Annotated in this window: 26 protein-coding genes, 1 tRNA gene and 1 pseudogene; 21 read left to right on the top strand and 7 right to left on the bottom strand. The window is 43.4% G+C overall.

Translation table 11 applies throughout. The features are described 5' to 3' along the window. Positions 1-49: 49 nt before the first annotated feature. The 6 genes from V7051_RS22120 to cyoE form a co-directional block, all read right to left on the bottom strand. Positions 50-334 (bottom strand): hypothetical protein, encoded by a 285-nt coding sequence (locus tag V7051_RS22120; RefSeq protein WP_333877582.1) that lies wholly within the window; start codon positions 332-334, stop codon positions 50-52. Positions 335-419: 85 nt separating this feature from the next. Further along, entirely contained in the window at positions 420-845 is a 426-nt protein-coding gene (locus V7051_RS22125) for a hypothetical protein (protein ID WP_333877581.1), read from the bottom strand. An 82-nt stretch (positions 846-927) separates the two neighbouring features. After that, positions 928-1,170: a toxin-antitoxin system HicB family antitoxin gene (locus tag V7051_RS22130; RefSeq protein WP_333877580.1), complete on the bottom strand. Its 243-nt coding sequence runs from the start codon at positions 1,168-1,170 to the stop codon at positions 928-930. After that, entirely contained in the window at positions 1,167-1,592 is a 426-nt protein-coding gene (locus V7051_RS22135; protein WP_333877578.1) for a putative toxin-antitoxin system toxin component, PIN family, read from the bottom strand. The genes V7051_RS22130 and V7051_RS22135 overlap by 4 nt, the downstream gene beginning before the upstream one ends. Before the next feature lie 32 nt (positions 1,593-1,624). Continuing rightward, complete coding sequence (locus V7051_RS22140; protein ID WP_333877577.1) at positions 1,625-2,659, bottom strand: glycosyl transferase family protein; 1,035 nt, start codon at positions 2,657-2,659, stop codon at positions 1,625-1,627. Continuing rightward, complete coding sequence (gene cyoE, locus V7051_RS22145) at positions 2,656-3,546, bottom strand: heme o synthase (RefSeq protein WP_442919676.1); 891 nt, start codon at positions 3,544-3,546, stop codon at positions 2,656-2,658. The genes V7051_RS22140 and cyoE overlap by 4 nt, the downstream gene beginning before the upstream one ends. A 413-nt stretch (positions 3,547-3,959) precedes the next feature. On the opposite strand from cyoE, the gene recA reads away from it, so the two are divergent. From recA to V7051_RS22240, 20 genes and pseudogenes are all read left to right on the top strand, one after another. Continuing rightward, positions 3,960-5,000, top strand: a complete 1,041-nt coding sequence (recA, locus tag V7051_RS22150; RefSeq protein ID WP_333877573.1) for a recombinase RecA — start codon at positions 3,960-3,962, stop codon at positions 4,998-5,000. Positions 5,001-5,101: 101 nt separating this feature from the next. Beyond that, positions 5,102-5,563, top strand: coding sequence for a regulatory protein RecX (locus V7051_RS22155; protein ID WP_333877571.1), 462 nt, complete (start codon positions 5,102-5,104; stop codon positions 5,561-5,563). Positions 5,564-5,613: 50 nt separating this feature from the next. Further along, positions 5,614-8,226 (top strand): alanine--tRNA ligase, encoded by a 2,613-nt coding sequence (gene alaS / locus V7051_RS22160; protein WP_333877569.1) that lies wholly within the window; start codon positions 5,614-5,616, stop codon positions 8,224-8,226. 14 nt (positions 8,227-8,240) lie between these two features. Then, positions 8,241-9,197: a DUF4062 domain-containing protein gene (locus V7051_RS22165; RefSeq protein WP_333877567.1), complete on the top strand. Its 957-nt coding sequence runs from the start codon at positions 8,241-8,243 to the stop codon at positions 9,195-9,197. Positions 9,198-9,257: 60 nt separating this feature from the next. Beyond that, on the top strand, positions 9,258-9,518 hold the full coding sequence (locus tag V7051_RS22170; protein ID WP_333877565.1) for a hypothetical protein: 261 nt from the start codon (positions 9,258-9,260) through the stop codon (positions 9,516-9,518). Continuing rightward, the gene (locus V7051_RS22175; protein ID WP_333877563.1) at positions 9,505-9,774 is read left to right on the top strand and encodes a type II toxin-antitoxin system RelE/ParE family toxin; all 270 of its coding nucleotides are present in this window, start codon (positions 9,505-9,507) and stop codon (positions 9,772-9,774) included. The genes V7051_RS22170 and V7051_RS22175 overlap by 14 nt, the downstream gene beginning before the upstream one ends. A 27-nt stretch (positions 9,775-9,801) precedes the next feature. Continuing rightward, entirely contained in the window at positions 9,802-11,028 is a 1,227-nt protein-coding gene (locus tag V7051_RS22180) for an aspartate kinase (protein WP_333877562.1), read from the top strand. 92 nt (positions 11,029-11,120) lie between these two features. After that, positions 11,121-11,321, top strand: coding sequence for a carbon storage regulator CsrA (csrA, locus tag V7051_RS22185; protein ID WP_006893378.1), 201 nt, complete (start codon positions 11,121-11,123; stop codon positions 11,319-11,321). A 222-nt stretch (positions 11,322-11,543) separates the two neighbouring features. Further along, positions 11,544-11,635: transfer RNA gene (locus V7051_RS22190), tRNA-Ser, on the top strand. A 97-nt stretch (positions 11,636-11,732) separates the two neighbouring features. After that, a complete protein-coding gene (locus V7051_RS24760; RefSeq protein WP_442919674.1) occupies positions 11,733-11,951 on the top strand; it encodes a DUF6538 domain-containing protein in 219 nt (72 codons plus the stop codon). A gap of 279 nt (positions 11,952-12,230) precedes the next feature. Continuing rightward, positions 12,231-13,376 carry a site-specific integrase gene (locus V7051_RS22195; RefSeq protein WP_333877554.1) on the top strand — a complete coding sequence of 382 codons (1,146 nt, stop codon included), beginning with the start codon at positions 12,231-12,233 and terminating at the stop codon, positions 13,374-13,376. A gap of 142 nt (positions 13,377-13,518) precedes the next feature. Continuing rightward, the gene (locus tag V7051_RS22200; RefSeq protein WP_333877552.1) at positions 13,519-13,941 is read left to right on the top strand and encodes a hypothetical protein; all 423 of its coding nucleotides are present in this window, start codon (positions 13,519-13,521) and stop codon (positions 13,939-13,941) included. 53 nt (positions 13,942-13,994) lie between these two features. Next, on the top strand, positions 13,995-14,396 hold the full coding sequence (locus V7051_RS22205; RefSeq protein ID WP_333877551.1) for a hypothetical protein: 402 nt from the start codon (positions 13,995-13,997) through the stop codon (positions 14,394-14,396). After that, positions 14,393-14,617 carry a hypothetical protein gene (locus V7051_RS22210; RefSeq protein ID WP_333877549.1) on the top strand — a complete coding sequence of 75 codons (225 nt, stop codon included), beginning with the start codon at positions 14,393-14,395 and terminating at the stop codon, positions 14,615-14,617. The genes V7051_RS22205 and V7051_RS22210 overlap by 4 nt, the downstream gene beginning before the upstream one ends. A 196-nt stretch (positions 14,618-14,813) precedes the next feature. Then, positions 14,814-14,939 (top strand): annotated as a pseudogene (locus V7051_RS22215) (transposase); the annotation flags it as partial. A gap of 157 nt (positions 14,940-15,096) precedes the next feature. Further along, on the top strand, positions 15,097-15,306 hold the full coding sequence (locus V7051_RS22220) for a hypothetical protein (RefSeq protein WP_333877547.1): 210 nt from the start codon (positions 15,097-15,099) through the stop codon (positions 15,304-15,306). A gap of 389 nt (positions 15,307-15,695) precedes the next feature. Then, the gene (locus tag V7051_RS22225) at positions 15,696-17,177 is read left to right on the top strand and encodes a hypothetical protein (RefSeq protein ID WP_333877545.1); all 1,482 of its coding nucleotides are present in this window, start codon (positions 15,696-15,698) and stop codon (positions 17,175-17,177) included. 9 nt (positions 17,178-17,186) lie between these two features. Further along, positions 17,187-17,480, top strand: a complete 294-nt coding sequence (locus tag V7051_RS22230; protein ID WP_333877543.1) for a DUF2523 family protein — start codon at positions 17,187-17,189, stop codon at positions 17,478-17,480. 13 nt (positions 17,481-17,493) lie between these two features. Then, positions 17,494-18,585 carry a zonular occludens toxin domain-containing protein gene (locus V7051_RS22235; protein ID WP_333877541.1) on the top strand — a complete coding sequence of 364 codons (1,092 nt, stop codon included), beginning with the start codon at positions 17,494-17,496 and terminating at the stop codon, positions 18,583-18,585. After that, on the top strand, positions 18,582-19,859 hold the full coding sequence (locus V7051_RS22240; RefSeq protein WP_333877539.1) for a type II secretion system protein GspD: 1,278 nt from the start codon (positions 18,582-18,584) through the stop codon (positions 19,857-19,859). Before V7051_RS22235 ends, V7051_RS22240 begins: the two co-directional genes overlap by 4 nt. Positions 19,860-20,000: 141 nt before the next feature. Here the strand turns inward: V7051_RS22240 and V7051_RS22245 are convergent, their stop codons facing one another. Next, a complete protein-coding gene (locus V7051_RS22245) occupies positions 20,001-20,510 on the bottom strand; it encodes a hypothetical protein (protein WP_333877537.1) in 510 nt (169 codons plus the stop codon). 293 nt (positions 20,511-20,803) lie between these two features. Between V7051_RS22245 and V7051_RS22250 the strand changes: the two genes are divergently transcribed. Then, a complete protein-coding gene (locus V7051_RS22250) occupies positions 20,804-21,442 on the top strand; it encodes a hypothetical protein (protein ID WP_333877535.1) in 639 nt (212 codons plus the stop codon). Positions 21,443-21,725 lie beyond the last annotated feature (283 nt).

A 21,725-nucleotide genomic window follows, 5' to 3' on the forward strand; every position in this document is an offset into this window, starting at 1 on the left:
AAGGTCGAATTCGGCTTGGATATTCATGCCTAATTACAGATTTAATCCACTACCGTTGTAGCGTTAGCGGAAGCGCAGTCAAAATGTAAGGCCATCCGACATGGCGTAAAGTCATTACGGGAGTCATGGCGCACAGCGTAGCAACGCGAAGTTGTGCGTCGTGACGGACGGAGGACGAACGCGGGCCGCCGAAGGCATTAATGGCCAGGTCATTTTTCGCTGCTAAAATCGGACGGATCCATTTTAGCTTTCGCGAAAAATCCTGGCGCGCTGACAATTGAATTCTTTCAGGGATTGATAGTTCAAGAGTATCTGTTGCTGTTATTTTTCTCATAAATTGATGCTCCTTTTCGCCATTTGAAAATTTTTATGTCGCCGTGCGTAGGACTGTGCTGTCCTACGCCTATAAAACAAATAAGTTAGGCATCAGCACCTGAACACCATAGATGAAAGCTTAATTTTTCAAGGTCATCTTTTTTCGCCAGACCTAAATCGTTACGGATAGCCAGCATTAGGTTTTTTAACAGTATGTCGTGACGTTCAACAGATGGTTCAGGATTTGATTTGCGAATTTCATGCTGGAACGCTTGTAATGCAATTAGTACTTCTTGAGAAGCAATTAAGCTGAGATTGTTAGATGCACGTGCAAAATGTTTTTGACCTTCTGGCGTACTGTCAGTACCCACGATGCCACTAAACGAACTAACTAAATCTCGATAGTGTTCAAGTTTTTGTTTTCGTTCATCGGCTTCTCTTTCCTTGTGTTTTGTAAGCCAAAAGGTGAGAGCTGCTACAAAAACTGAGGCAACTGCGGTAAGAATAGCAGCAATAATTGGAATATTCATATGCGTCTAACTTTACAGTAGGGGATGTGTTTCTTTGGTAGACTTGTTAATCAGACAAAAGCCAAACAACTGCGTAGAGCCTCTACTGATCAATCCGATCGTCTTCAATAGCATCAACATCAGGAGCCGAATCTAATACAGCTAAAAACTTATCGCGCCGCCCGCGTTTAGCGCGCTGTAATAAATAGTCTTCAGTCATTAAGGCTGACATCTTCTCGCCTAATGCTAAAGCTACAAATTGGTCAATTGATATATTCTCTTGATTGGCTAATGCCTGCACACTGTTATAAATTGAATCGGGAATAGTAATACTTAATTGAGTCATGGCAAATCACCTGTTTTTTGTAAAAATTCTTTAGGGGTTAAAGCTTGAATGGAGAACTTTTCAATACCAATAAAATCTTTTTTATTAAATGTGATAATAAAATCAGCGCCCGCTTCAACAGCTAAATCAAGCAAAAAATCGTCATCGGCATCTTTAAGATAAGGTCGCCAAAGATAAAATATCCTATGGTGATGACTAACAGTACAAAAATAATCTAAAAAATCATTAACTTGTTCGTGGTTTAGGCCTAAAGAAGGAGATAGCCGCTGACAAACTTCTTCATACTCAAGTATCAGAGGGATAGAAATATGCGCCTGCCAATCGGCTGTTCCCAATAATCGTAATAGCAAATTCGATGCGCCTCGTTTAGAGCGCATCGCTGCAATAATCACGTTGGTGTCAATAACAATATGATAGGTCATTGTTACTTACAAGTCTGGTGAGCGACGTGCCATTAAACGCCGGCAACCCCAGAGTATTTTTTCTTATCCCTACCTAACCAATAATCCGTCGCCAACTGCTGTGCCTGTTCCTGCGTATCAGCCTTACCCAACAACTTAAGCGCAACCGCCGCCGTTCCGATGATGGAGGCTTGCGCAAACTCATCTTCCACTTTTCCCTGCCAGATCAATGCCAGTTGCTCCGGCTCAAGCAGCTCTGGTTTTACGTGGCGGTGGGTAAATAAAGCAGGCCAGTTTTCATCGGACAGTTCACCGTTATGCACGCTTTGCACCAGGCATTCCATATCTGGATTGCGTTCGGTCTCGCCGCCTTCGCCTTTTAATACCGCCATGTGCGGCTGGTCTAAAAGAGCAGCGGCTTGTTGATGCACCGGGCGGTAGCCGGGATGGAAGATGCCCTGAATACTGTATTCCGCATTAAACGGATTCAACAAACGCACCAAGGTATGCACCGGTGAGCGCAAGCCGAGTATCGGGCGCAGCTCTATAATTTCATGCAGTTTGGGGCAAAAATGCTCCAGCGATAAATAACTAAAATGCTGCTGCTCAAGTTGCTGTTTGGCGTCGCTAATAGAGCTTGCGCATTTAAGGCCTAAATAGCCCAGCATGTTTTCGGTGTACAGCCTGCCTGCGGTGTGGCCGCTGGCGCCATGCATAAAGACGGTAATGTCGTTCTCGGCCAGCAGCAAAGCCGACAGTAAAAACCAGGGCAAATGGCGACGCTTTCCGGCATAAGACGACCAGTCCAGGTCGACTTTTACGGTATTGTCGGCAATATTGAATGATTCCCTGGCCGCTTGGGCGAAACCGGCCAATTCCTCCGGGCTTTCTTCCTTGACCCGCATCAACACAAGGAATGCGCCCAGCTGAATGGGTTGTACTTGGTCTGCCATGATCATGCTCATGGCCCGATAGGCTTCTTCCTGCGTTAGCGGTCTTGAGCCTTTTTTGCCTTTGCCCAGGATGCGGACGAATTCCGCGAATGGATGTTCGGGGTACGGTGTTTGTTCGTGATGAGTGAATGTCATAAGGTAAATTTATAATAATGGTCGACTAACAAGGCGATAAACACGCCGGTCAAGTACATCAGTGAATAAAAGAAGGTTCGCATCGCGGTTTTGTCGTCTTTCAGGCGCATCATCAAAATGGCGAAATAAATAAAACCAAGACCCAGTGGCACTACGGCAAATAAATAAATCAGTCCGCTCATGCCGGTCAGGTAGGGCAGCAGCGTAACGATAAACAGCAGCAGGGAATACAGCAGAATATGCAGCCGGGTGTGTTCCACGCCGTGAGTGACCGGCAACATCGGTATGCCGACTTTGGCGAATTCTTTACGTTTGGCGATAGACAGAGGCCAGAAATGCGGTGGCGTCCATGCGAATATAATTAAAAACAGCAACAGTGAGTAAGGATGCAGTTCGCCGGTCATCGCACACCAACCCAGCATTGGCGGAGTGGCCCCAAATGCGCCCGCAATAACGATATTTTGCGGGGTCATTCTTTTAAGGTAGACGGTATAGATAATCGCATAACCCAGCGCTGATAAGAATGTCAATAATGCAGTCAGGGCGTTGACCAGGACAATCAGCAATGCCATCGAGATAACGCCCAATACGGCTGCAAAAATGATGACATTGGTCGAGCTTAATTCGCCTTTGGGCAAAGGACGGTTCTTGTTGCGATCCATCAGCGCATCGGCTTCACGATCAATATAATGGTTAATCGCGGCGGCCGAGGCGGCCGCCAAGGCAATGCCCAGGCTGCTGTAAATAAACAGGCCAATAGGCGGCATTCCTGGCACGGCTAATAGCATTCCCGCAATAGCTGTAAAAACGATCAAGGCGACCACTTTGGGTTTGCATAACTCAAGATAACTTTTCCAGGAAGGTCGGAGCGATTCGCTAGTCATTATTTATTAGATTCCAACTTTTAGTTTAAGGTACGGCTCCCGTGGGAACCGTGGGAATAGTGTAGTAGATGTTCCAGCCAGAGCTGTCTGGGCAGGGCATAGGAACGATGATCAGTTACTATATAGAATACAGTGAACGATGGATTATTGAAATAGTTAGCCTAGCCAACGTTTGCAGGGATGTATTATAAAAAACCGGAATTCGACGATAAAACGACGGCTGGCAAACCCGAAATTTAAAATATAAAGAATGCCGTCCATAAGCAGCATATTCGTGCTACATAGCTGTCTATCTTGACTCTTTCCGGTAAATCAACACTATCCGAACCCCTGCGTGTATGTGATAATAAACGATTTGATTTTGGCGATATTTCTTTTTAACCGACATAGCCGCAGGGCAAACAGAGGACTACATAATGGATGAGAATAAAAAGAAAGCGCTAGGCGCGGCGCTGATGCAGATAGAAAAGCAATTCGGCAAAGGCTCTGTGATGCGCATGGGTGATGTAGCCGCTTCGCGTGACATCGATGTGGTTTCGACGGGTTCTTTGGGTTTGGATATTGCTTTGGGTTGTGGCGGTTTGCCTCGTGGTCGTGTCGTTGAAATTTATGGCCCTGAATCATCCGGAAAAACGACATTGACGCTGCAAGTGATTGCCGAAATGCAAAAGCTCGGTGGCACTGCGGCATTTGTCGATGCTGAGCATGCTTTAGATCCGAGTTATGCCGAAAAGATCGGCGTTAATGTCGATGATTTGCTGGTTTCCCAGCCGGATACCGGCGAGCAGGCATTGGAAATTACCGATATGCTGGTGCGTTCCGGGGCAGTTGATGTGGTTGTTGTCGATTCGGTTGCTGCGTTAACACCTAAAGCCGAGATTGAAGGCGATATGGGCGATTCCCATATGGGTTTGCAGGCGCGTTTGATGTCCCAGGCTTTGCGGAAGTTGACCGGTAACATCAAGCGTTCCAATACGTTGGTTATTTTTATCAATCAAATCAGGATGAAAATCGGCGTCATGTTCGGCAGTCCCGAAACCACAACCGGTGGCAATGCGCTTAAGTTTTATGCTTCGGTACGGTTGGATATTCGGCGTATCGGCTCCATTAAAAAGGGCGAAGAAGTTATCGGTAATGAAACCCGGGTGAAAGTCGTCAAGAATAAAGTTGCGCCACCTTTTAGACAGGCTGAGTTTGAGATTTTATACGGAGAAGGTATTTCTTTCATGGGCGAACTGGTTGACTTGGGCGTGAGTTATGGTTTTATTCAGAAATCGGGCTCCTGGTACAGTTACGGCGATGAGAAAATCGGTCAAGGTAAGGATAATGTAAAAGCTTTCTTAAGAGAGCATCCTGAAAAAGCGAAAGAAATTGAAGCGAAAATAAGAGCCGAGGCTTTCGGCAAGAAAGTCGCTCCTTTGATTGATGTGCCTTCGGTTGTTGATGAGGACGAATAGTTAGTTTTGTTTATAGTCAATATAAGTTGAATTTAAAGCGTATATCCGTGGCGAATGTTTTTCCTGATGAAGGCAAAGATATTGATGAGCAGTAATCTGTTGTGAGCGAAGTCGCCAAGGAAATTCAGGGAATTTGCCTGCGGCTACTGGCTCGAAGAGAACATAGTCAAAAAGAGTTGTTGGATAAATTGGCTTTAAGAGGTTTTGACAAGGATGACGCGTTGCCGGTCATTGACGAACTGGCCGAGCAAGGTTGGCAAGACGATTTAAGGTACGCGGAAAGCTATGCCCGGTTTCGTATCCGGAAGGGCTACGGGCCGATTCGTGTCGGCTATGAGCTTTTGCAAAACGGCATAGCGGCGTTTGATCTTGAAGGCATCGTAAAGGAAGAGGCCGGTAGCTGGATGGGGCTGATGGAACAGGTTTACAGCAAAAAATATACCGATGACACTGTTCTGGATCGCAATGAGTGGGCAAAACGCAGCCGGTTTTTGTTGCACCGCGGATTTTCCGGCGCAATGATCAGTGCGTTATTTGATGAGTTGAATATAAGATTTCTCTAAGTTGTGGGTAGGCCTAGCGCAACCCGATTTTTTTAAGACATTTATTTATTATGAAAAAGATGACAAGCGCCCAGTTGCGCACCGCTTTTCTGGAATTCTTCCGCGAACGCGGGCATTCCGTGCAGCCTTCAAGTTCGCTGATTCCGGGCGATGATCCGACCTTGTTGTTCACCAATGCCGGTATGGTGCAGTTCAAGGATGTGTTTTTAGGACGGGATCAGCGCGATTACAATAAGGCTGCAACCAGTCAGCGTTGTGTACGGGCAGGCGGCAAGCATAATGACTTGGAAAATGTCGGCTATACCGCTAGGCATCATACTTTTTTTGAAATGCTGGGTAATTTTAGCTTTGGAGATTATTTCAAAAAAGAAGCGATACATTACGCTTGGGATTTTTTAACCAAGGAATTGGAAATTCCGGCGGAAAAATTATGGGTTACTGTTTTTGACGAAGATTCGGAAGCTGAAAAAATCTGGCTGGACGATGTCGGTATTTCTGCTGAGCGGTTTTCAAGAATCGGCGCTAAAGATAATTTTTGGTCGATGGGTGACGTAGGGCCTTGCGGACCTTGTACCGAGATATTCTATGACCATGGTGAGGCTATTGCCGGTGGGCCGCCGGGGTCACCGGATGAAGATGGCGATCGGTATATCGAAATCTGGAATTTGGTGTTCATGCAATATGATCGTGCCGCTGACGGCTCGTTAACGCCGTTGCCAAAGCCTTCGGTCGATACAGGCATGGGGCTGGAGCGTATTGCGGCGGTGTTGCAAGGCGTGCATAGCAATTACGAAATCGATTTGTTCCAAAAACTGTTGAAAGCGGCGGCCGAGCTTGCCGGTACCAACGACTTGACGCAAAGTTCATTGCGCGTAATTGCCGATCATATCCGCTCTTGCGCTTTCCTGGTGGCGGATGGCGTGATGCCGTCTAATGAAGGCCGCGGTTATGTCGTGCGCCGTATTATTCGCCGCGCGATTCGGCATGGTTATCGTCTGGGTATCCGCGATGTATTCTTTTATAAGCTGGTTGCGCCATTGGTTGAGGAAATGGGCGATGCTTTTCCTGAGCTTAAAGCAGCTCAAGCCCAAGTTGAACGCATACTGAAAAAAGAAGAGGAGCGTTTTGCCGAAACCTTAGAGCAAGGCATGAAGATTCTGGAAGCTTGCGTCGCCAAGATGGAAGGTACTGTTATCCCTGGCGATACTGTCTTCCAACTTTACGATACCTATGGTTTCCCGGTTGACTTGACCGCTGATTTTGCCCGTGAAAATAATTTGACTGTTGATCATGCCGGATTTGAAACGGCGATGTCGGCCCAGCGCGACAGGGCACGGTCTGCGAGCAGCTTTGGCGCCGACTACGATCAGGATATAAAACTCGATGCACAGACCGAATTTACCGGTTACGGCCAGCTTGACGATCAGGTGCATATCATCGGCCTTTACAAAAAAGGCCAGCCGGTAGGCGGCTTGCAGGATGGCGATGAAGGCGTTGTCATTTTAGATAAAACGCCGTTTTATGCCGAGTCCGGCGGCCAGATCGGCGATTGCGGCAAAATCGAAGCGGATGGCGCGGTATTTGAAGTCACCGATACTCAAAAGCAGGGCGGCAACCTTTTTTTACATAAAGGTAAATTGATCAAAGGAACTCTGACTAACGGTCAGTTGTGCGACGCCCGTGTCAGCGCAGCAGACAGAAAGGCAACCGAGCTTAATCATTCGGCGACACATTTGTTGCATGCCGCATTAAGGCAGGTTTTGGGCGACCATGTTGCACAGAAAGGTTCGCTGGTTAATCCTGAACGGTTGCGCTTTGACTTTTCTCATTTTGAACCGGTGACGGCTTCTGAAATTAATACCGTTGAGCGAATCGTTAACGAACAGATTCGGGCAAATAATCCTGTTAGCGCGCAAATCATGGCAAAGGATGATGCGGTTAAAGCAGGGGCAATGGCTTTGTTCGGAGAAAAATACGGCGATGAAGTCAGGGTTTTAAAAATCGGCGAGTTTTCAACCGAACTTTGCGGCGGTACGCATGTTGAGCGGGCAGGGGATATAGGTTGCTTTAAGATTATTAACGAAACCGGCGTGGCAGCCGGTGTTCGGCGTATCGAAGCGGTAACCGGTAGCGGTTGTTTTGATTTTATAGCCGGTCGCGATCAGGCGCTTGCCGCTATTGCCGGATTGGTCAAAAGCGCACCTGAAAAAGCGCCTGAAAAAGTCGAACAGCTGATCGAGAAAAACCGGCTGTTGGAAAAACAACTGGAACGCTTGAATGCAAAATTGGCCAGTTCTGCGGGTAACGAACTGGGTACTCAGGCTGTCGATATAGAAGGAATCAAAGTATTGGCAGTCAAGCTGGAAGGTGTTGATCCTAAGTCTCTGAAAGACATGGTCGATCAGTTGAAAAATAAGTTAGGTAGCGCTGCGATTGTTTTGGCGGTCGTCGAGGGCGATAAGGTCAGTTTGATTGCCGGTGTGACTAAAGATCAAATGGGACGAATAAAAGCCGGTGATCTGGTGAATCTTGTCGCCACTCAAGTCGGTGGGAAAGGGGGTGGCAGACCTGATATGGCTCAGGCCGGCGGTAATGATCCGTCCGCATTGGCTGATGCATTGGCTCAGGTTCCTGTTTGGGTGAAAGAGCAGTTGGCTAAGTAAACAAGCTTACTACTATGCGTGTGTTCATAAGCTCGACTGTATATGATTTAATCGACATTCGTGCCGAACTTGCGGAACAGTTGAGAGCTATCGGCATCACTCCGGTTTTGTCGGACGACAAGCTTTCCGATTTTCGTGTTCAACATGATGTTAATTCAATCGAAACATGTCTTGTTAATGTAGAGTCATGCGATGAATTCCTTTTAATTCTGGATCAGCGTTATGGTCCTACGCTGGAAAAATGCGGCTATGATAAAGTTTCCGCCACGCATCTTGAATACCGACGTGCGATAGAGAAGAAGATACCCATTCGAGTTTACGTTCGTGACCGTCTTGAAGCTGATTTTGCAATTTGGAAACGCAATGGCCGAACGAATTCTGTAAAGCTCTCATGGGTTACTGGAGTGAAGAATATAGGTCTATTTGAGTTATTGGATAAACATGGGGAACTTCAAGTTAGTTCTATAACTTCAAACGGGTACTCTACATTCACCAGCTCTATTGATCTGAAAGCGTCAATTACTAAGCATTTTGAAAAGCGGATTCTTCCGGAGCGTCTAGTTGAGGCGATACAGAATAATGTCTTTCCTTTATTTAATATTGAAGTTGACGCTTCTTCCTTTGGTAGTAATATACAGTTTAAATTTACAACAAATATCACTAATATTAGCCGAGTACCTGCATTTAATGTTGATGTCTATTGGGAAGATAATAATAAAAGAGATGAGAGAAATTTAATCTTCTCGCCAAGTCAATCTATTCCACTAAGCTTTCTGTGGACAGTCGGCTCTTCTAACGCAGTCGAAAAATTCCTTATTGTTGAATATGAGAGTTCAATCGGTATTTCTGTTTGTGATCGATTCTGCGTAGATGGTCGTCTTGGGGGGAATGTAATTATTAGTGGCGGTAGGCTAGTTAATCGAAAGTTCCAGCGTTCAGAGGGTGTATCGCTTGAGATTGAAGATGTCTAACGAGTATAAATTGATGTTGTTGGGTTACCGTATTTATATTGATTTCATGGGGGTTGCATTATGATTCAAGACGATATTATTAATGAATTGAAAAATATTCCCGAAGCCAAACTGATAGAGCTTTACGATCTTATTCATTATTTTAGGCTCGGGCTTAGTAGCGAAACTTCGAAACAATCCCCTCAAGAAAAGGATCTTGAAATTGATAAGGCTATGTGTTTGAGTGCCTTGGAAAAAATAACACAAGGTGACTTTTCAGGATTTAGCGAAATCGATGATGTAGACGCACACATTGAAAGCCTAAAAAATGAAATTAATTAAGGATGAAAATTATCAACGTAAAGAACGGAAGTTTTTTAAGAAACATGTTCATTTAATTGATAAATATGCAGAAGTATTAACTAAGCTCAAAACCAATCCGTTCGATCCGTCATTAAAAACGCATAAACTAAAAGGTGAATTGAAAGAATTTTATTCATGCAGCCTAACTCATGATTATCGGATTATTTGTATTTTTTTAATACAAGATGAAACGATTGTCTTAGTAGATATAGGCAGTCATAACGAAGTTTATTAACTTCTGGCAATACCAAGGTTTTATTAAATGGCATTATACGTATACAAATTTGGCGGCACCTCGGTAGGAAATGTTGAGCGCATTAAAGCGGTCGCCGAGAAGGTTAAGCAAGCCCATGACAAGGGGGATCAAATAGTCGTCGTGGTTTCGGCGATGAGCGGCGAAACCAATCGTTTGGTTGCATTGGCGAAAGACATGCAGCAACATCCTAATGAGCGGGAAATGGATGTGTTGTTGTCAACCGGCGAGCAGGTCACTGTTTCACTGCTAAGCATGGCTTTGCATGAGCTGGGTTGTGATGCCTGTTCTTATACCGGCAGCCAAGTCAAAATCCTGACCGACAGCAGCCACACAAAAGCTCGGATACGCAAGATCGATGATGCGCGCATTCGGACTCATCTTAACGAAGGCAAGGTGGTTGTGGTTGCAGGTTTTCAGGGGGTCGATGAGAACGGCAATATCACTACACTGGGACGCGGTGGGTCTGATACCACGGCGGTGGCGCTGGCGGCAGCGTTAAAGGCCGACGAGTGCCATATTTATACCGATGTCGACGGTGTTTACACCACCGATCCCAGAGTCGAGCCGAAAGCTCGCAGACTTGATAAAATCACTTTTGAAGAAATGCTGGAAATGGCCAGCTTGGGTTCGAAAGTATTGCAGATTAGATCGGTAGAATTTGCCGGAAAATATAACGTTGCATTACGCGTATTATCATCATTTAAAGAAGGTAAGGGTACGCTCATTACCTACGAGGAATCACAAGTGGAAAGTGCTTTAATTTCAGGAATCGCATTTAATCGGGATGAGGCTAAATTGACCATAACCGGTGTGCCTGACTTGCCTGGTGTCGCGTTTAAAATTTTGGGACCGATTGCCGATGCCAATATCGAAATTGATATGATCATCCAGAATATTGCCGATGATGCGACCACTGATTTTACCTTTACTGTGCATCGCAATGATTACCAGCGGGCGAAAACCTTGCTGGATAAGACCTGTGTTGAACTGGGAGCCCGGAACGTCACTGGTGATGACAGCATCGTGAAAGTGTCGATTGTAGGTGTAGGTATGCGCTCTCACGCAGGTATCGCGAGCACTATGTTTAAAGTGTTGGCTGATGAAGGTATTAATATTAGGATGATTTCAACATCCGAGATTAAAATATCGGTCGTGGTTGATGAAAAATATCTAGAGCTTGCAGTGAGGGCATTGCACGCCGCATTTAAATTAGATCAAGAAATAGAATCTTAGACTTTATTTATTAGAAAAAGCTGCTATAATTGCGCGTCTTGGTTGGATGCTGTTTAAGAACAGTTCGTTTTTAACATATATAGGGAGTAGCCATGCTTATCTTGACTCGTCGGGTAGGGGAGACTTTGATGATAGGTGATGAAGTTACAGTCACTGTTCTCGGAGTTAAAGGAAATCAGGTTCGCATAGGTGTTAACGCACCAAAAGAAGTTTCTGTGCATAGGGAAGAGATCTACGAAAGGATCAAAAAAGAACAGAATGGGCCGGCAGGCTTGACTGGATCTGAAGAGTAAAATCGTACAGGAATTTTTGAGTGTCATAGGCACTCAACCGCTAACGGATGTGAGCTTAGTATAAATAGGTGTAAGGTATTTCATAAAATATTTTGAAATAGTTTAGCGTTTACGCCTTAACATCGTTAGCGAAATGGAATTATGTTTGTTTTTGAGAGGCTCCCCCTCTTAACATTATCTCTAGGCACAAGGCTGTAGCTTAAAGAGATAAACCGTCTATTTGGAGAGTTGGCCGAGAGGCTGAAGGCGCTCCCCTGCTAAGGGAGTATGGGTTTTATCGCCCATCGAGGGTTCGAATCCCTCACTCTCCGCCATTTAGGCTAAGTTATTGTTTTTAATAACTTAATTCTTTAAAAAACCTCAGTAAAGCAGCATTTGTTACACAAATATGCTACACATGAGGCCGCCAATATGGCGAAAATACCCTATCTTGTTAGACGCAAAAATATATTTTATTTTCGTCTTCGTATCCCCGCCGAGTATCAAGAATTACTCAAAGTCCGGGAAATTGTTCAAAGTCTAAAAACAGAAAAACAAGCTGAAGCAATCCCGCTTGCTTTACAACTTGCCGCGCATTACAAATCATCTATCGCTGCGAGACAGGAGTCGAGTAGTCCCCAGAAGCGATAGTGCATGTGTTTTCACGCAGCTTGCGAAGTGAAAATGCAGGCTTTCCGAAATCGCGTCGAGTCATTGGAGAGCATGTGAGCTACCCCTTGTTGGGTAGCGATCGAGTGACCAGGACGGCTGGGGCAGCCGCAGGCATTAGCGGTCGCGTAATTTTTGCCGCTTGTTGGGCTGGGAGGCCCATAAAAGCTTTCGCAAAAATAGCGACTCCCCGGTCAAGATTTAAAAAGCGGAAAGTCAGATAACCAACTAACTCAGCCAAATTTTCATCTCAATACAAAGATGCATCTTTTACATGATGTATCAGTCACAACTCATTTCAAATCGACAGCGCCGTTGCTGTCTGTCGTTATCGATGATTTTTTAAGGCGATACGATCCCGAAAATAAATCTATGCTCGGAAAGTTAACTGGCACTCTGGCAATCTTGGTTGAATTGGTGGGTGACAAATCTATTAATCAAATTCTTCAAGCTGATCTGAATAATTTTTTCGATGAGGTTCAAAAGTTACCAGTCAGGCGTGATTCTAAAAAATTTACCGGCATGAGTATCAAGCAAATCATTATTGCAAATGACGGGCCTTGTATTGCTGAAAAGACATTCACCGGAACACACAGGGCTTGTATCAGCGTCTTTATTCAGTGGGCCGTGGTTCATTACAAAGATCAAGGGTTCCCAGACTTAAGCGTAAAAGGCGCGATATATCGCGGCATCCGTGCCGGTGGTATCAATAAGCAACGTGCTATGAAGTTTGAGGAGTTACAAAAACTGTTCGGCCATCCAAAAATGAAGAAATACGCCGCCAGTTCAGAAACTGCACATTATTGCTGGTTGCCCCTGGTTGGTCTATTTACCGGATGTCGTATTAATGAACTTTGCCAATTGAACCCATTCAGCGATATTGTGCAGGATGCGGAAACCGGCATTTATTATTTTCATTTTACAGATGAAGGCGAAACTTCAGGCGGTGTTGATAAATCCATCAAAACAAAATCATCAAAGCGTATTGTTCCCATTCATTCAAAATTACTTGAACTGGGTTTCCTTAATTACGTGGCAATGATCAAGCGGGGCAATCACAAGATCATATTTCCTGAATGGAAGCAACGAAACGGCAAAGCATCTGCAAATGTTACAAAGTGGTTTGCACGGTATCTTGATGAAATTGGGCTTAAGGATGATGCAGAAGGCGCAAGGCTAAGCGGTTTTCATTCGTTCCGTCATACGTTCGTTACGCATGGGATGGAAAAGATAGCTGGAGTTTTTTCTATTACACGTCACGAAACAGAAACGGTTGATGGTTTCGGCAAAATTTCCACAGTAGCAAAAGGGTATTGGACGCGAGATATTGCTGACAACATTTTGGAAAAACAAATCACTATCGAAAAATTTGATTATGGATTGAGTTTTTATCGGCCTAGTTTATAAATTGTCATTTACACAGAAATATAAAAACAAAATAATACAAAAACACAAAATCATGTTTTAATGCACCCACTCTTTCGGTGGCGACCTCAAAACGGGGCCGGGTCGGAAGAGAAAATATTCTTCTCAGCCACAGGGTGACAACATGACTAAAATTTTAAGTAACGAAGTTTTAAAGCAGCTAGATGATTACGCGGTTGAATATGCGGTTAAATTTTGCCCACCAGAACATGACGAAGAAGGGATAGAGATTTTTAATAGAATGTCAGTCCTAAAAGCCTTTAGTGCCAATACTGACGATTTGGCACAATTTTTATTTTCAAATGATGAGGCTTTGGAAGTGGAATATAGAAAGGTCGTGATTAGTTTGTTTGAAGAAGTTAAGTTGAATTACTCCGATATACCGGATGAAGGTTTTGATACCGTCCTTCAATTGATCAAAGATTACACAGACAATCACAGGCACTTATCAAAGAGAAATGGAACTGAACCGAATTTGGTAAAACTTAAAACTGAAATTTTAGGACACATTAACTTCCTTGGCGCATATCTGGAACAGGCGGCTTAATCAAGCATTAACGACCGCCCTTCATTGGGCGGGTTTTTATTTAAGGCGATAAAATGAAATTGAAAGTGGCACAGCGGGCCGTTGAGGCGCGTATTAAACGCGCTCTACTTGAAGGCAATAAGAAGCTTAAAAAAAAAGGTAATCAGTATATGATTGTTGACCTTGAAAAGGGGACTATCGACGAGGTTTATAAAGACTTTACAGAATTAGTTGCACATACAAACTGCCTTGAAAGTTGGGAAGAGATAGATCTTGTTAATATCAATCCTAATGATGACATGGTTCTTATAGATGATCTCGTCAAAGTGGCAATGTTTGGAGCATTAGAAACTATAGGTAAAGGTATTGGTGCAGGGGATTTATTTAGTAAAAATGATGTGTTGTTAAGAAATTTAATTAATGCTTTTTTTAAAGAATTTAACAAGATTCCTAAGTCAGAATCGGGGAAAAAATGAAAGAATTTGATTACGAAATCGAGACAAGGGAAATAATTCCGCCGATTAAGCATAACAAATATGCCGGTAAACTTGATTATATTTATGAAATAAACAACGGAAAACGAATTAAATTAGATATAAAATTTACTGAATCGTGGGGATGGACTAGGGAAGAGGCAGAAGAAAAGGCGATTGATAAGGTTGAAGCGTGGATAAAAGAAAACAAATCGACAAATTAATAAACAGATAACCCATCCCAGTGACGGGTTTTTTATTTTCGTCTATTGGTTTTCCTCTTTCTGTTCTCGCATTTCTTGAAGCTGTTCACGTTCAACGTTTAATCGTTCCTGATTAATTCTGTTAGATTCTTTCAAAAGTTCCTGATCTTCTCTTTCTCGCTTACCTTGTGCCGAATAATACAAAGCGGACGCTTACGGTCAAAGTTTCTGGGCAAGAGGGTATTTCGTTTCAACAGTGGGTAGAGACGAGGAAACTGTGCGCAATTACATCAAGCATCAAGAAGAAGAGGACAAGCGAATAGAGCAGTTCGACTTATTTTAAAGCACCCGCCACCTTTAGGTGGCACATAAGTTAACCCGCTTTGAGCGGTTCACATTTTCAAGCCTCCGGCTTTGCCGGAGGTTTTTGACTTTATTCGGGGTCGTACCTGAAGAAAAAGCGTCCCGGCGTTTTCCGGGTTATTTGTTAGGAAATTTTTATGTTCAAAATTTTTATTGCTCTTCTTGTTGCTTCTTTGCTTTCAATTACAAGTGCCTATGCTGCTGGACCTGATTTGTCAGGTCTTACCTCAGCGGTTGATTTTGGAACCGTTACGACCGCTGTTTTGTCTATCGCTGGTATGTTGGCGGTTGTTTATGTTGCCATTAAAGGCGCCGGTCTAGGTTTGGCAATGTTACGTTCCAAGTAATTTACTTTTAGTGTTAGTAAGGGAAGCCGTTATTACGACGCTTCCCTTTTTTTTGTCTTTAAGAATTAGTTAGTTTGCTAGTGGCTTTAGGCGTTATTTTGGTTTAGAGACTCTGTGAGATTCTGTTATGACGGTCAATGATCTTTGGTATTTATTCATGTTTGTTTGGGGCTTGGTATCGGCCTGGGCGGTTGTTGAGGGTTTAAAGTAAGGGGTTGTTTATGCTTAATTTTCATTACATGCGTTTTTGGTTTTATAGTCATCCATTTGTTTATTTTTCTTGCAAGTATTTAATTACCTTGTTTCTTTTGAATGCTGTTTTTTATTGGTTTTATTCTTCTAATTTAATTTCCCTTTTTTCTTTTCTGGCTTTCGGGAGGTTGTAAATTATGAAGTTGAATAAGCTTTTTCGTTTGCTTTTTTTGTTTTCTTTTATTTTTTATTCTGTTGTTTTTCCGGTTCAGTCTTATGCTAGCGCTGCCACTGCAAGTAAATTGGCTGTAGCTGTAGGCAAAACTCTTTTAACAAAGATGAAAAACCAAGGTTTTGCTGCTAATGATCCTCGTTTTGTTCCGACGTTGTCCGCTGCTTCCGTTAGTCTTTCTGATGTTGCTACGGCTGCGGCTGGTGCGGGCGGTTCTGCGCTTCTTGGGGCGGTTGGTGCTCCTGTCTGGTTGACGTTAGCGGCTGGTTTTGCCGTTGGTGCTGGTTTGCAATTGGCTATGGATTATGCAATGCCGAATTTGCCGCAACCCGTGGCGACAGGTTCAAACAATCCTAACATGAATGTTAGTGCTGGTTCCGGCGTTCCGACGTTTAATTACACAACAACAGTAACTAATCCTAATCCAGATACAGCACCGCGCGGCTTGGTTTCTACAGATAGCCTTTGGTATTTTGGTTCTCCAACTGGTTATGCTACGGTTCAGGAATATGTTAATTGGTTTAATAGTTTGCCAATGCCGACTTATACACAAATCATGGTTAATGTTAATGTTGGTTTGACCAGTTATTCTTATAATGCTACTTCTAAACAGGTCACTACCAGTGTTTTATATACCTACGATATGATTGATTGTCGTACCGATATTTACCCTAATGATGTTAAACCGAGTTGTACCGGTATGGTTCGACATCAGTCTGCAACGGCTGCTAAGTTGCCGGGTACTTGTCCTGCCGGATCTTCATGGAGCACCTTATCTTTTCAGTGTTTACCGCCTCCTACGGTTACAGTTACCGAGACTAAAACGGGTACGCCTCAGGACTTGGCAAATGGTACTTTTTCCATTAATGACGGCATAGGCTCTTCTCCTTTGAATCCTCAAATTGTTGCCGATCTTGCAAATAAGGCGTGGCAACAAGCCGCCGCTAAACCTGGATATACTGGGGTTCCTTATTCAATGTATGATCCTGTTTCTTCCTGGGATGTGGCGCAGTCTTATAGCACTCAAAATAATCCAAATGGTGATATTTACCCCACTGTTCAGGATTCTTTAAGCCCTGTTGGTGCTCCGGGTTCTGTTATTTCTATTAACATTAATCCTGATCCTGCTGTTACTACTGTTGGTTCCGGTTCTTCTGTTGTTGATTTGGGGCCTGATCCCGCTATTGTTGCGCCTGTTTTAGAATCGACGCCAACTGCTCAACAGATACTTTCACCATTGTTGAATTTAATGCCTGATCTTAAAACTTTTGTTGTGCCATCTCATGCTTCAACGTGTCCCAAGCCTTCGGCGGTTGTTTGGGGTAAAACGCTTACTTTGTCCGGTCATTGTGATTTGCTTGATACTTCCGCTGTTCGCGATACGCTTTATGCTGTGATGGCTTTGGTTTGGACAATGGTAGGTCTTTTCATTGTTTTAAGGGCTTAAGGTGGCTTTATGTTTGGAATTTTAGCGTCTGCGTTTAATGTTGTACTTGGGTTTGTTTTCCGGTCGATTATCGTTAAATTTGTGCTGTTTTTTGGTCTTTTTTTCATTACCACAGAGTTTATTCAAGTTTTGGTTGGATCTGGATTGCTTCCTACTGCATCGTCTTTGAATGGCGTTTTTGCCGGTATTCCTGCGGGTGTTTGGTATTTTCTCGATCTTTTTAATTTCTCAATGGGATTTTCAACGGGTTTAGCGGCTTTTGTCACTCGGTTCATTATTAGGCGCATTCCGGTGATTGGATAGGGAAGGGGGTTCAATGCCAATTAATGTTTACACCGGTCTTATGCGTTCCGGTAAAAGTTACGAGGTTGTTTCAGAAGTGATTGTTGAGGCTATCGCGTTGGGTCGTCGCGTTGTGACTAACGTAGATGGAATCTCGAATGATTTGGTTAGGGAATATGTCGCAGAGAAGCGCAAAATCGATATTGATAAACTCGGCCATGTTTTTCATGTTGTCAATGAGGATGTTTTTAAGGCTGATTTTTTCCCTTATTTTGATGACCATAGGGGCGAACATACGGACACAATAGTTCAACCAGGGGATTTAGTTTGTATCGATGAAGCGTGGCGTTTTTGGGGGTCTGATAACAAGATTCTAAAGAATCATAAATCTTTCTTTCTTGAGCATGGTCATTTCACTCATCCGGATACCGGTATTGCTTGCGATTTGGTCATGATGATTCAGGATATGGGAACGCTGCACCGGTCGATAAAAGCGGTTGTCGCTTTCTCTTTTCGTACGCACAAGAAAGTTTCCCTGGGCATGGGTAACACTTACAGTGTGATCATGTGGGAAGGTTCCAAGATGGTCAAGGGGGCGTTGATTGGTTCTTGGGTTCGTCGTTATGATAAAAATGTTTTCCCGCTTTATAGCAGTTTTAAGGGCGGCGCTGATGGCAAGACGGTCAATGTTGATAGCCGCCAAAACATATTTAATAATCCGAGACTATGGTTGGGAATCGTCGTGCTTTTTGTGGTCGGTTTCTTCTCGTTTCGTAATGTTTGGCGCTTTTTTCATCCTACGCCGGTGGCCGTTGTTGCCGATACTAAAGTATCTGATACAAAAGGGACTGGCGCTAAAGGTTCCTCTCCTGTTTCTGACACAACTCTATTTGCTGCGGCCAATCCTGTGTCGGTTTCCGCCGCTCCTGCCTTTTCTGAAAATTGGCGTTATGCCGGGCAACTAAAGCTGCCTAATATAACCTATTCGGTTGTTATGGGTTCCTCTGGCCGAGTTCGTTTTGAGTCACCTTCTGTTTTTCATAATTCCGGCCTTGCTTCGGTTGGGGATGTGGACGGCAGCAAGGTAACGTCTTTTTCTGGTTCTTCCATGGCGGTAAAAAAATGAAATTCTTTATTCTCGTGATGGCGTTTTTTTTGGCTTTCTCTGTTTATGGTGCTGAATACAAAAAGACACTTCCAGGAAGCGCTTCTTTTGAGCTTGATTCTGTGCCGGTATCCGAGATTGTGCGCGTGATATTTACCGAAGTGGTGAAAACTCAATACGTGCTTGATCCGGCCATAATTGCCGACACTCGCCCCGCTTCATTCCGCTGGAACTCTGAAACCGGTAGCGTTCGGCCTTTCCTTCTGGCTTTTTTGGATTTGATGGGCTACCAGATTAAAACGGTGTCAGGTGTGGATCTGATTAGCACTAAACAGGAAGTTAAAGAAGTAGAGAAAGAAACGTTTGTTTATCATCCTCGTTTTCGTGATGGTTCATATTTGGCTGATTTGCTATCTCCTTTGCTTAAGGGTTCATTTACCGCTTCAAGAACCGTACACGCCTCGAAATCATCAAAACAAGATAACAGTATGGTTCCACCTGGTTCTGCTGCTGCAATGATTGATAGAAAGTCCGATACGCTTGTTTTCTCCGGCACAGATAAGGAAATTGAAAAACTTAAGAAACTGCTGGCCGAAGTTGATACGTCAAGCGGTGAGGTGCTGGTACGTGGTTTGCTTTACGAGGTTAACACGGGTAATCAACAAGGAACGGGTATACAGCTTGCCGCTTCGCTTCTTTCCGGTGCTCTGATGACCGGCTTTGGCGGTCCTATCGCTCCCGTTGCATCTACCGTTATGAACAGTTATTTGCATTACAAAGGCTCCCCTGTGGCCGGTGTTTCAGTTGATGCCGTCATGCAGGCGCTTTCGACAGATACCCGTTTTAAGGTCGTTTCCTCGCCGTCATTGCGGGTTTTATCCGGCTCAACGGCTCACATTACCATCGGTCAGGATGTACCTATTTTGGGTGCTTTATCGTTTCCCCAGGGGGCAGGGCAGGCGGTGCAATCTGTTCAATATCGTTCTGCTGGGGTGTTATTCGATTTAACGCCGTCTGTTCGAGAATCGGTGATTGATCTTAAAATCAATCAACAAGTTTCTAGTTTTGTGCAAACAAATACCGGCGTTAATAACTCGCCGACACTGACAAAGCGGGAAATATCAACGAACGTTTCAACAAATACCGGTGATGTCATCATATTGGGCGGCTTGAACGAAACCAAGTCAACCGAGACAGATGCCGGATTTTCCTTTATCCCCGATTGGTTCTTTTCTCATACCGAAGATAAGAGCGAGTCTGAAATTATTTTGATCTTGCAGATAACAAAGGTTTAGTGGTGTATGCAATCCTACGCCCTGAAACTTCGCCCGGAGTGCGCCAGCGCGAGGACGAAGTTTCAGGGCGTGGGATTAAGCATTTTTCTGAGAAATTTGGTCATGACCAAATAATAGTTTTCGCGCCCGCGAAAATATTGCTTATCGACAGCTATTTTCTATCTCGGCAATAAGTCTCTCTACTATAGCAGGTTTCCATTGTATGTATGGACGCTCACCTTTTTCCTCATCTCTTTGCTGACATAAATCTATAGCTTTGTCAGTCATAACCCATCCCTTTTTTTCACGTTGTTGGAATCCCAATTTTTCTAGAAGTTTGTTGGTCTTGATTGCAGTCCATTGAGGATTTAATTGGCTACCTATGTCTGTTGCGCTAAACCAAGTTTTAGAATTCCAGATCTCTTGTATCAGTGAGTCTTGATATTCTTCATATATCGATAAATTTTCATCATCTATTTTCTGGACTTTTTGGCAGATAGCTTCCGCCATACCAACTAATTCGTAATCTTTAATTTCAAGCGCGATTTTTTTTATAAATTGTCCAATTCCAGCTGCTTCGGTTGTTAAAAGTGGATTTTCATCGTTATAACTTTGATTTTGATCCAACTCATTAAGAAGGAGATTTAGATGATGTTTAATTTGAGATTTCATATTTTTCATTATCAGAGTATTGGGACAAAATTTCTTAGCCAGGCTGGGAAGTTTTAGCGGCTAAAATTCGAGTTTATCTTTTGAGTTTATCTACAGAATCGAAACTAATTTCTTGCTGAGAAATTTAGTCATGACCAAATAATCATTTTCTCGTCCGCGAAAATAATTGTTTATCTACTCCATCAGTAAGATAACATTATTCTTTTTTGAATTATACTACGCGCTAGGTCTCGTAATTCGTTAAGTTAAGTATTCTGAATCATTAATCAATTTATTAACCAAGAGAAGAAACTATGCTATTAAGAAGCACTATTTTTGCAGTTGCTGTTGCTATTGTTGGATGCTCTGATCCGAAAGCCGCTAATGAAGACAACTTTAAAGTCTCGATTCAGGCTTATCTCGATACAGCTTATCCAAAATGTTATTTGTATACGGAATTACCTACAACGATAGGTGATTTTGATCTCAATAGAATCAAGGAAAAATTACAAGCCCTGGCGAAAGCGGGCATAGTATCGAAAAAAGAAGGGAGTCGAGAAATATCCGATTATTTTAGTAGAGTAAAAAAAACGGTTCCCGCCCCATTATTTGATTTAACGGATGAGGGTAGAAAATACTACAAACCAGATATAGAAAAAACCTTAGGCGGAAAATCCGTTGGTGGTTTTTGTTTTGGCAAGGCCAGAATTAAAGAGATTACTCAATTTACCGAACCTGCCGATCTATTTGGGCAAAAAGTTTCATCAGTAAATTACACATATGAAGTTTATGATCTTCCTGAATGGGCAAAATCACCAGAAATAATCTCTGCAATTGATTCCCTTAAAAGTGATGTTGAATCTTTGACAACGCCCGTAAAAAAAATGGAAGCAGTTATACTCACTAACAACGGTTGGGTACATGAAAAAATACTAAAGAGGGCGGGCGGTTAGGTTCGATCGGGTCCGTTTTGGCATTAACTCGAAAATATTCGCTTATTCATTTCGTGAACGTAATTATTAAAATAAACCGTTACTGACCAGGTAAACCTTTCGGCCGGCGAGTAACGGTTTATTAATTATTTACTCTGGCTGTTCGGTTTGTTTGAATTGGCTTTCTTTCTGGCTTTTTGCCAAGGGTTCTTTCTTTGGTTTGATCTCGATAATTTTTTTTAATTCCGGCTTAATACTTTTCCAGGCGATAAGTTCACCTTCCAGCTTGGCCGCTTTTTCTCTT

The organism is Methylobacter sp. (genome assembly GCF_036845245.1).
Taxonomy (GTDB): Bacteria; Pseudomonadota; Gammaproteobacteria; order Methylococcales; family Methylomonadaceae; genus Methylobacter_A.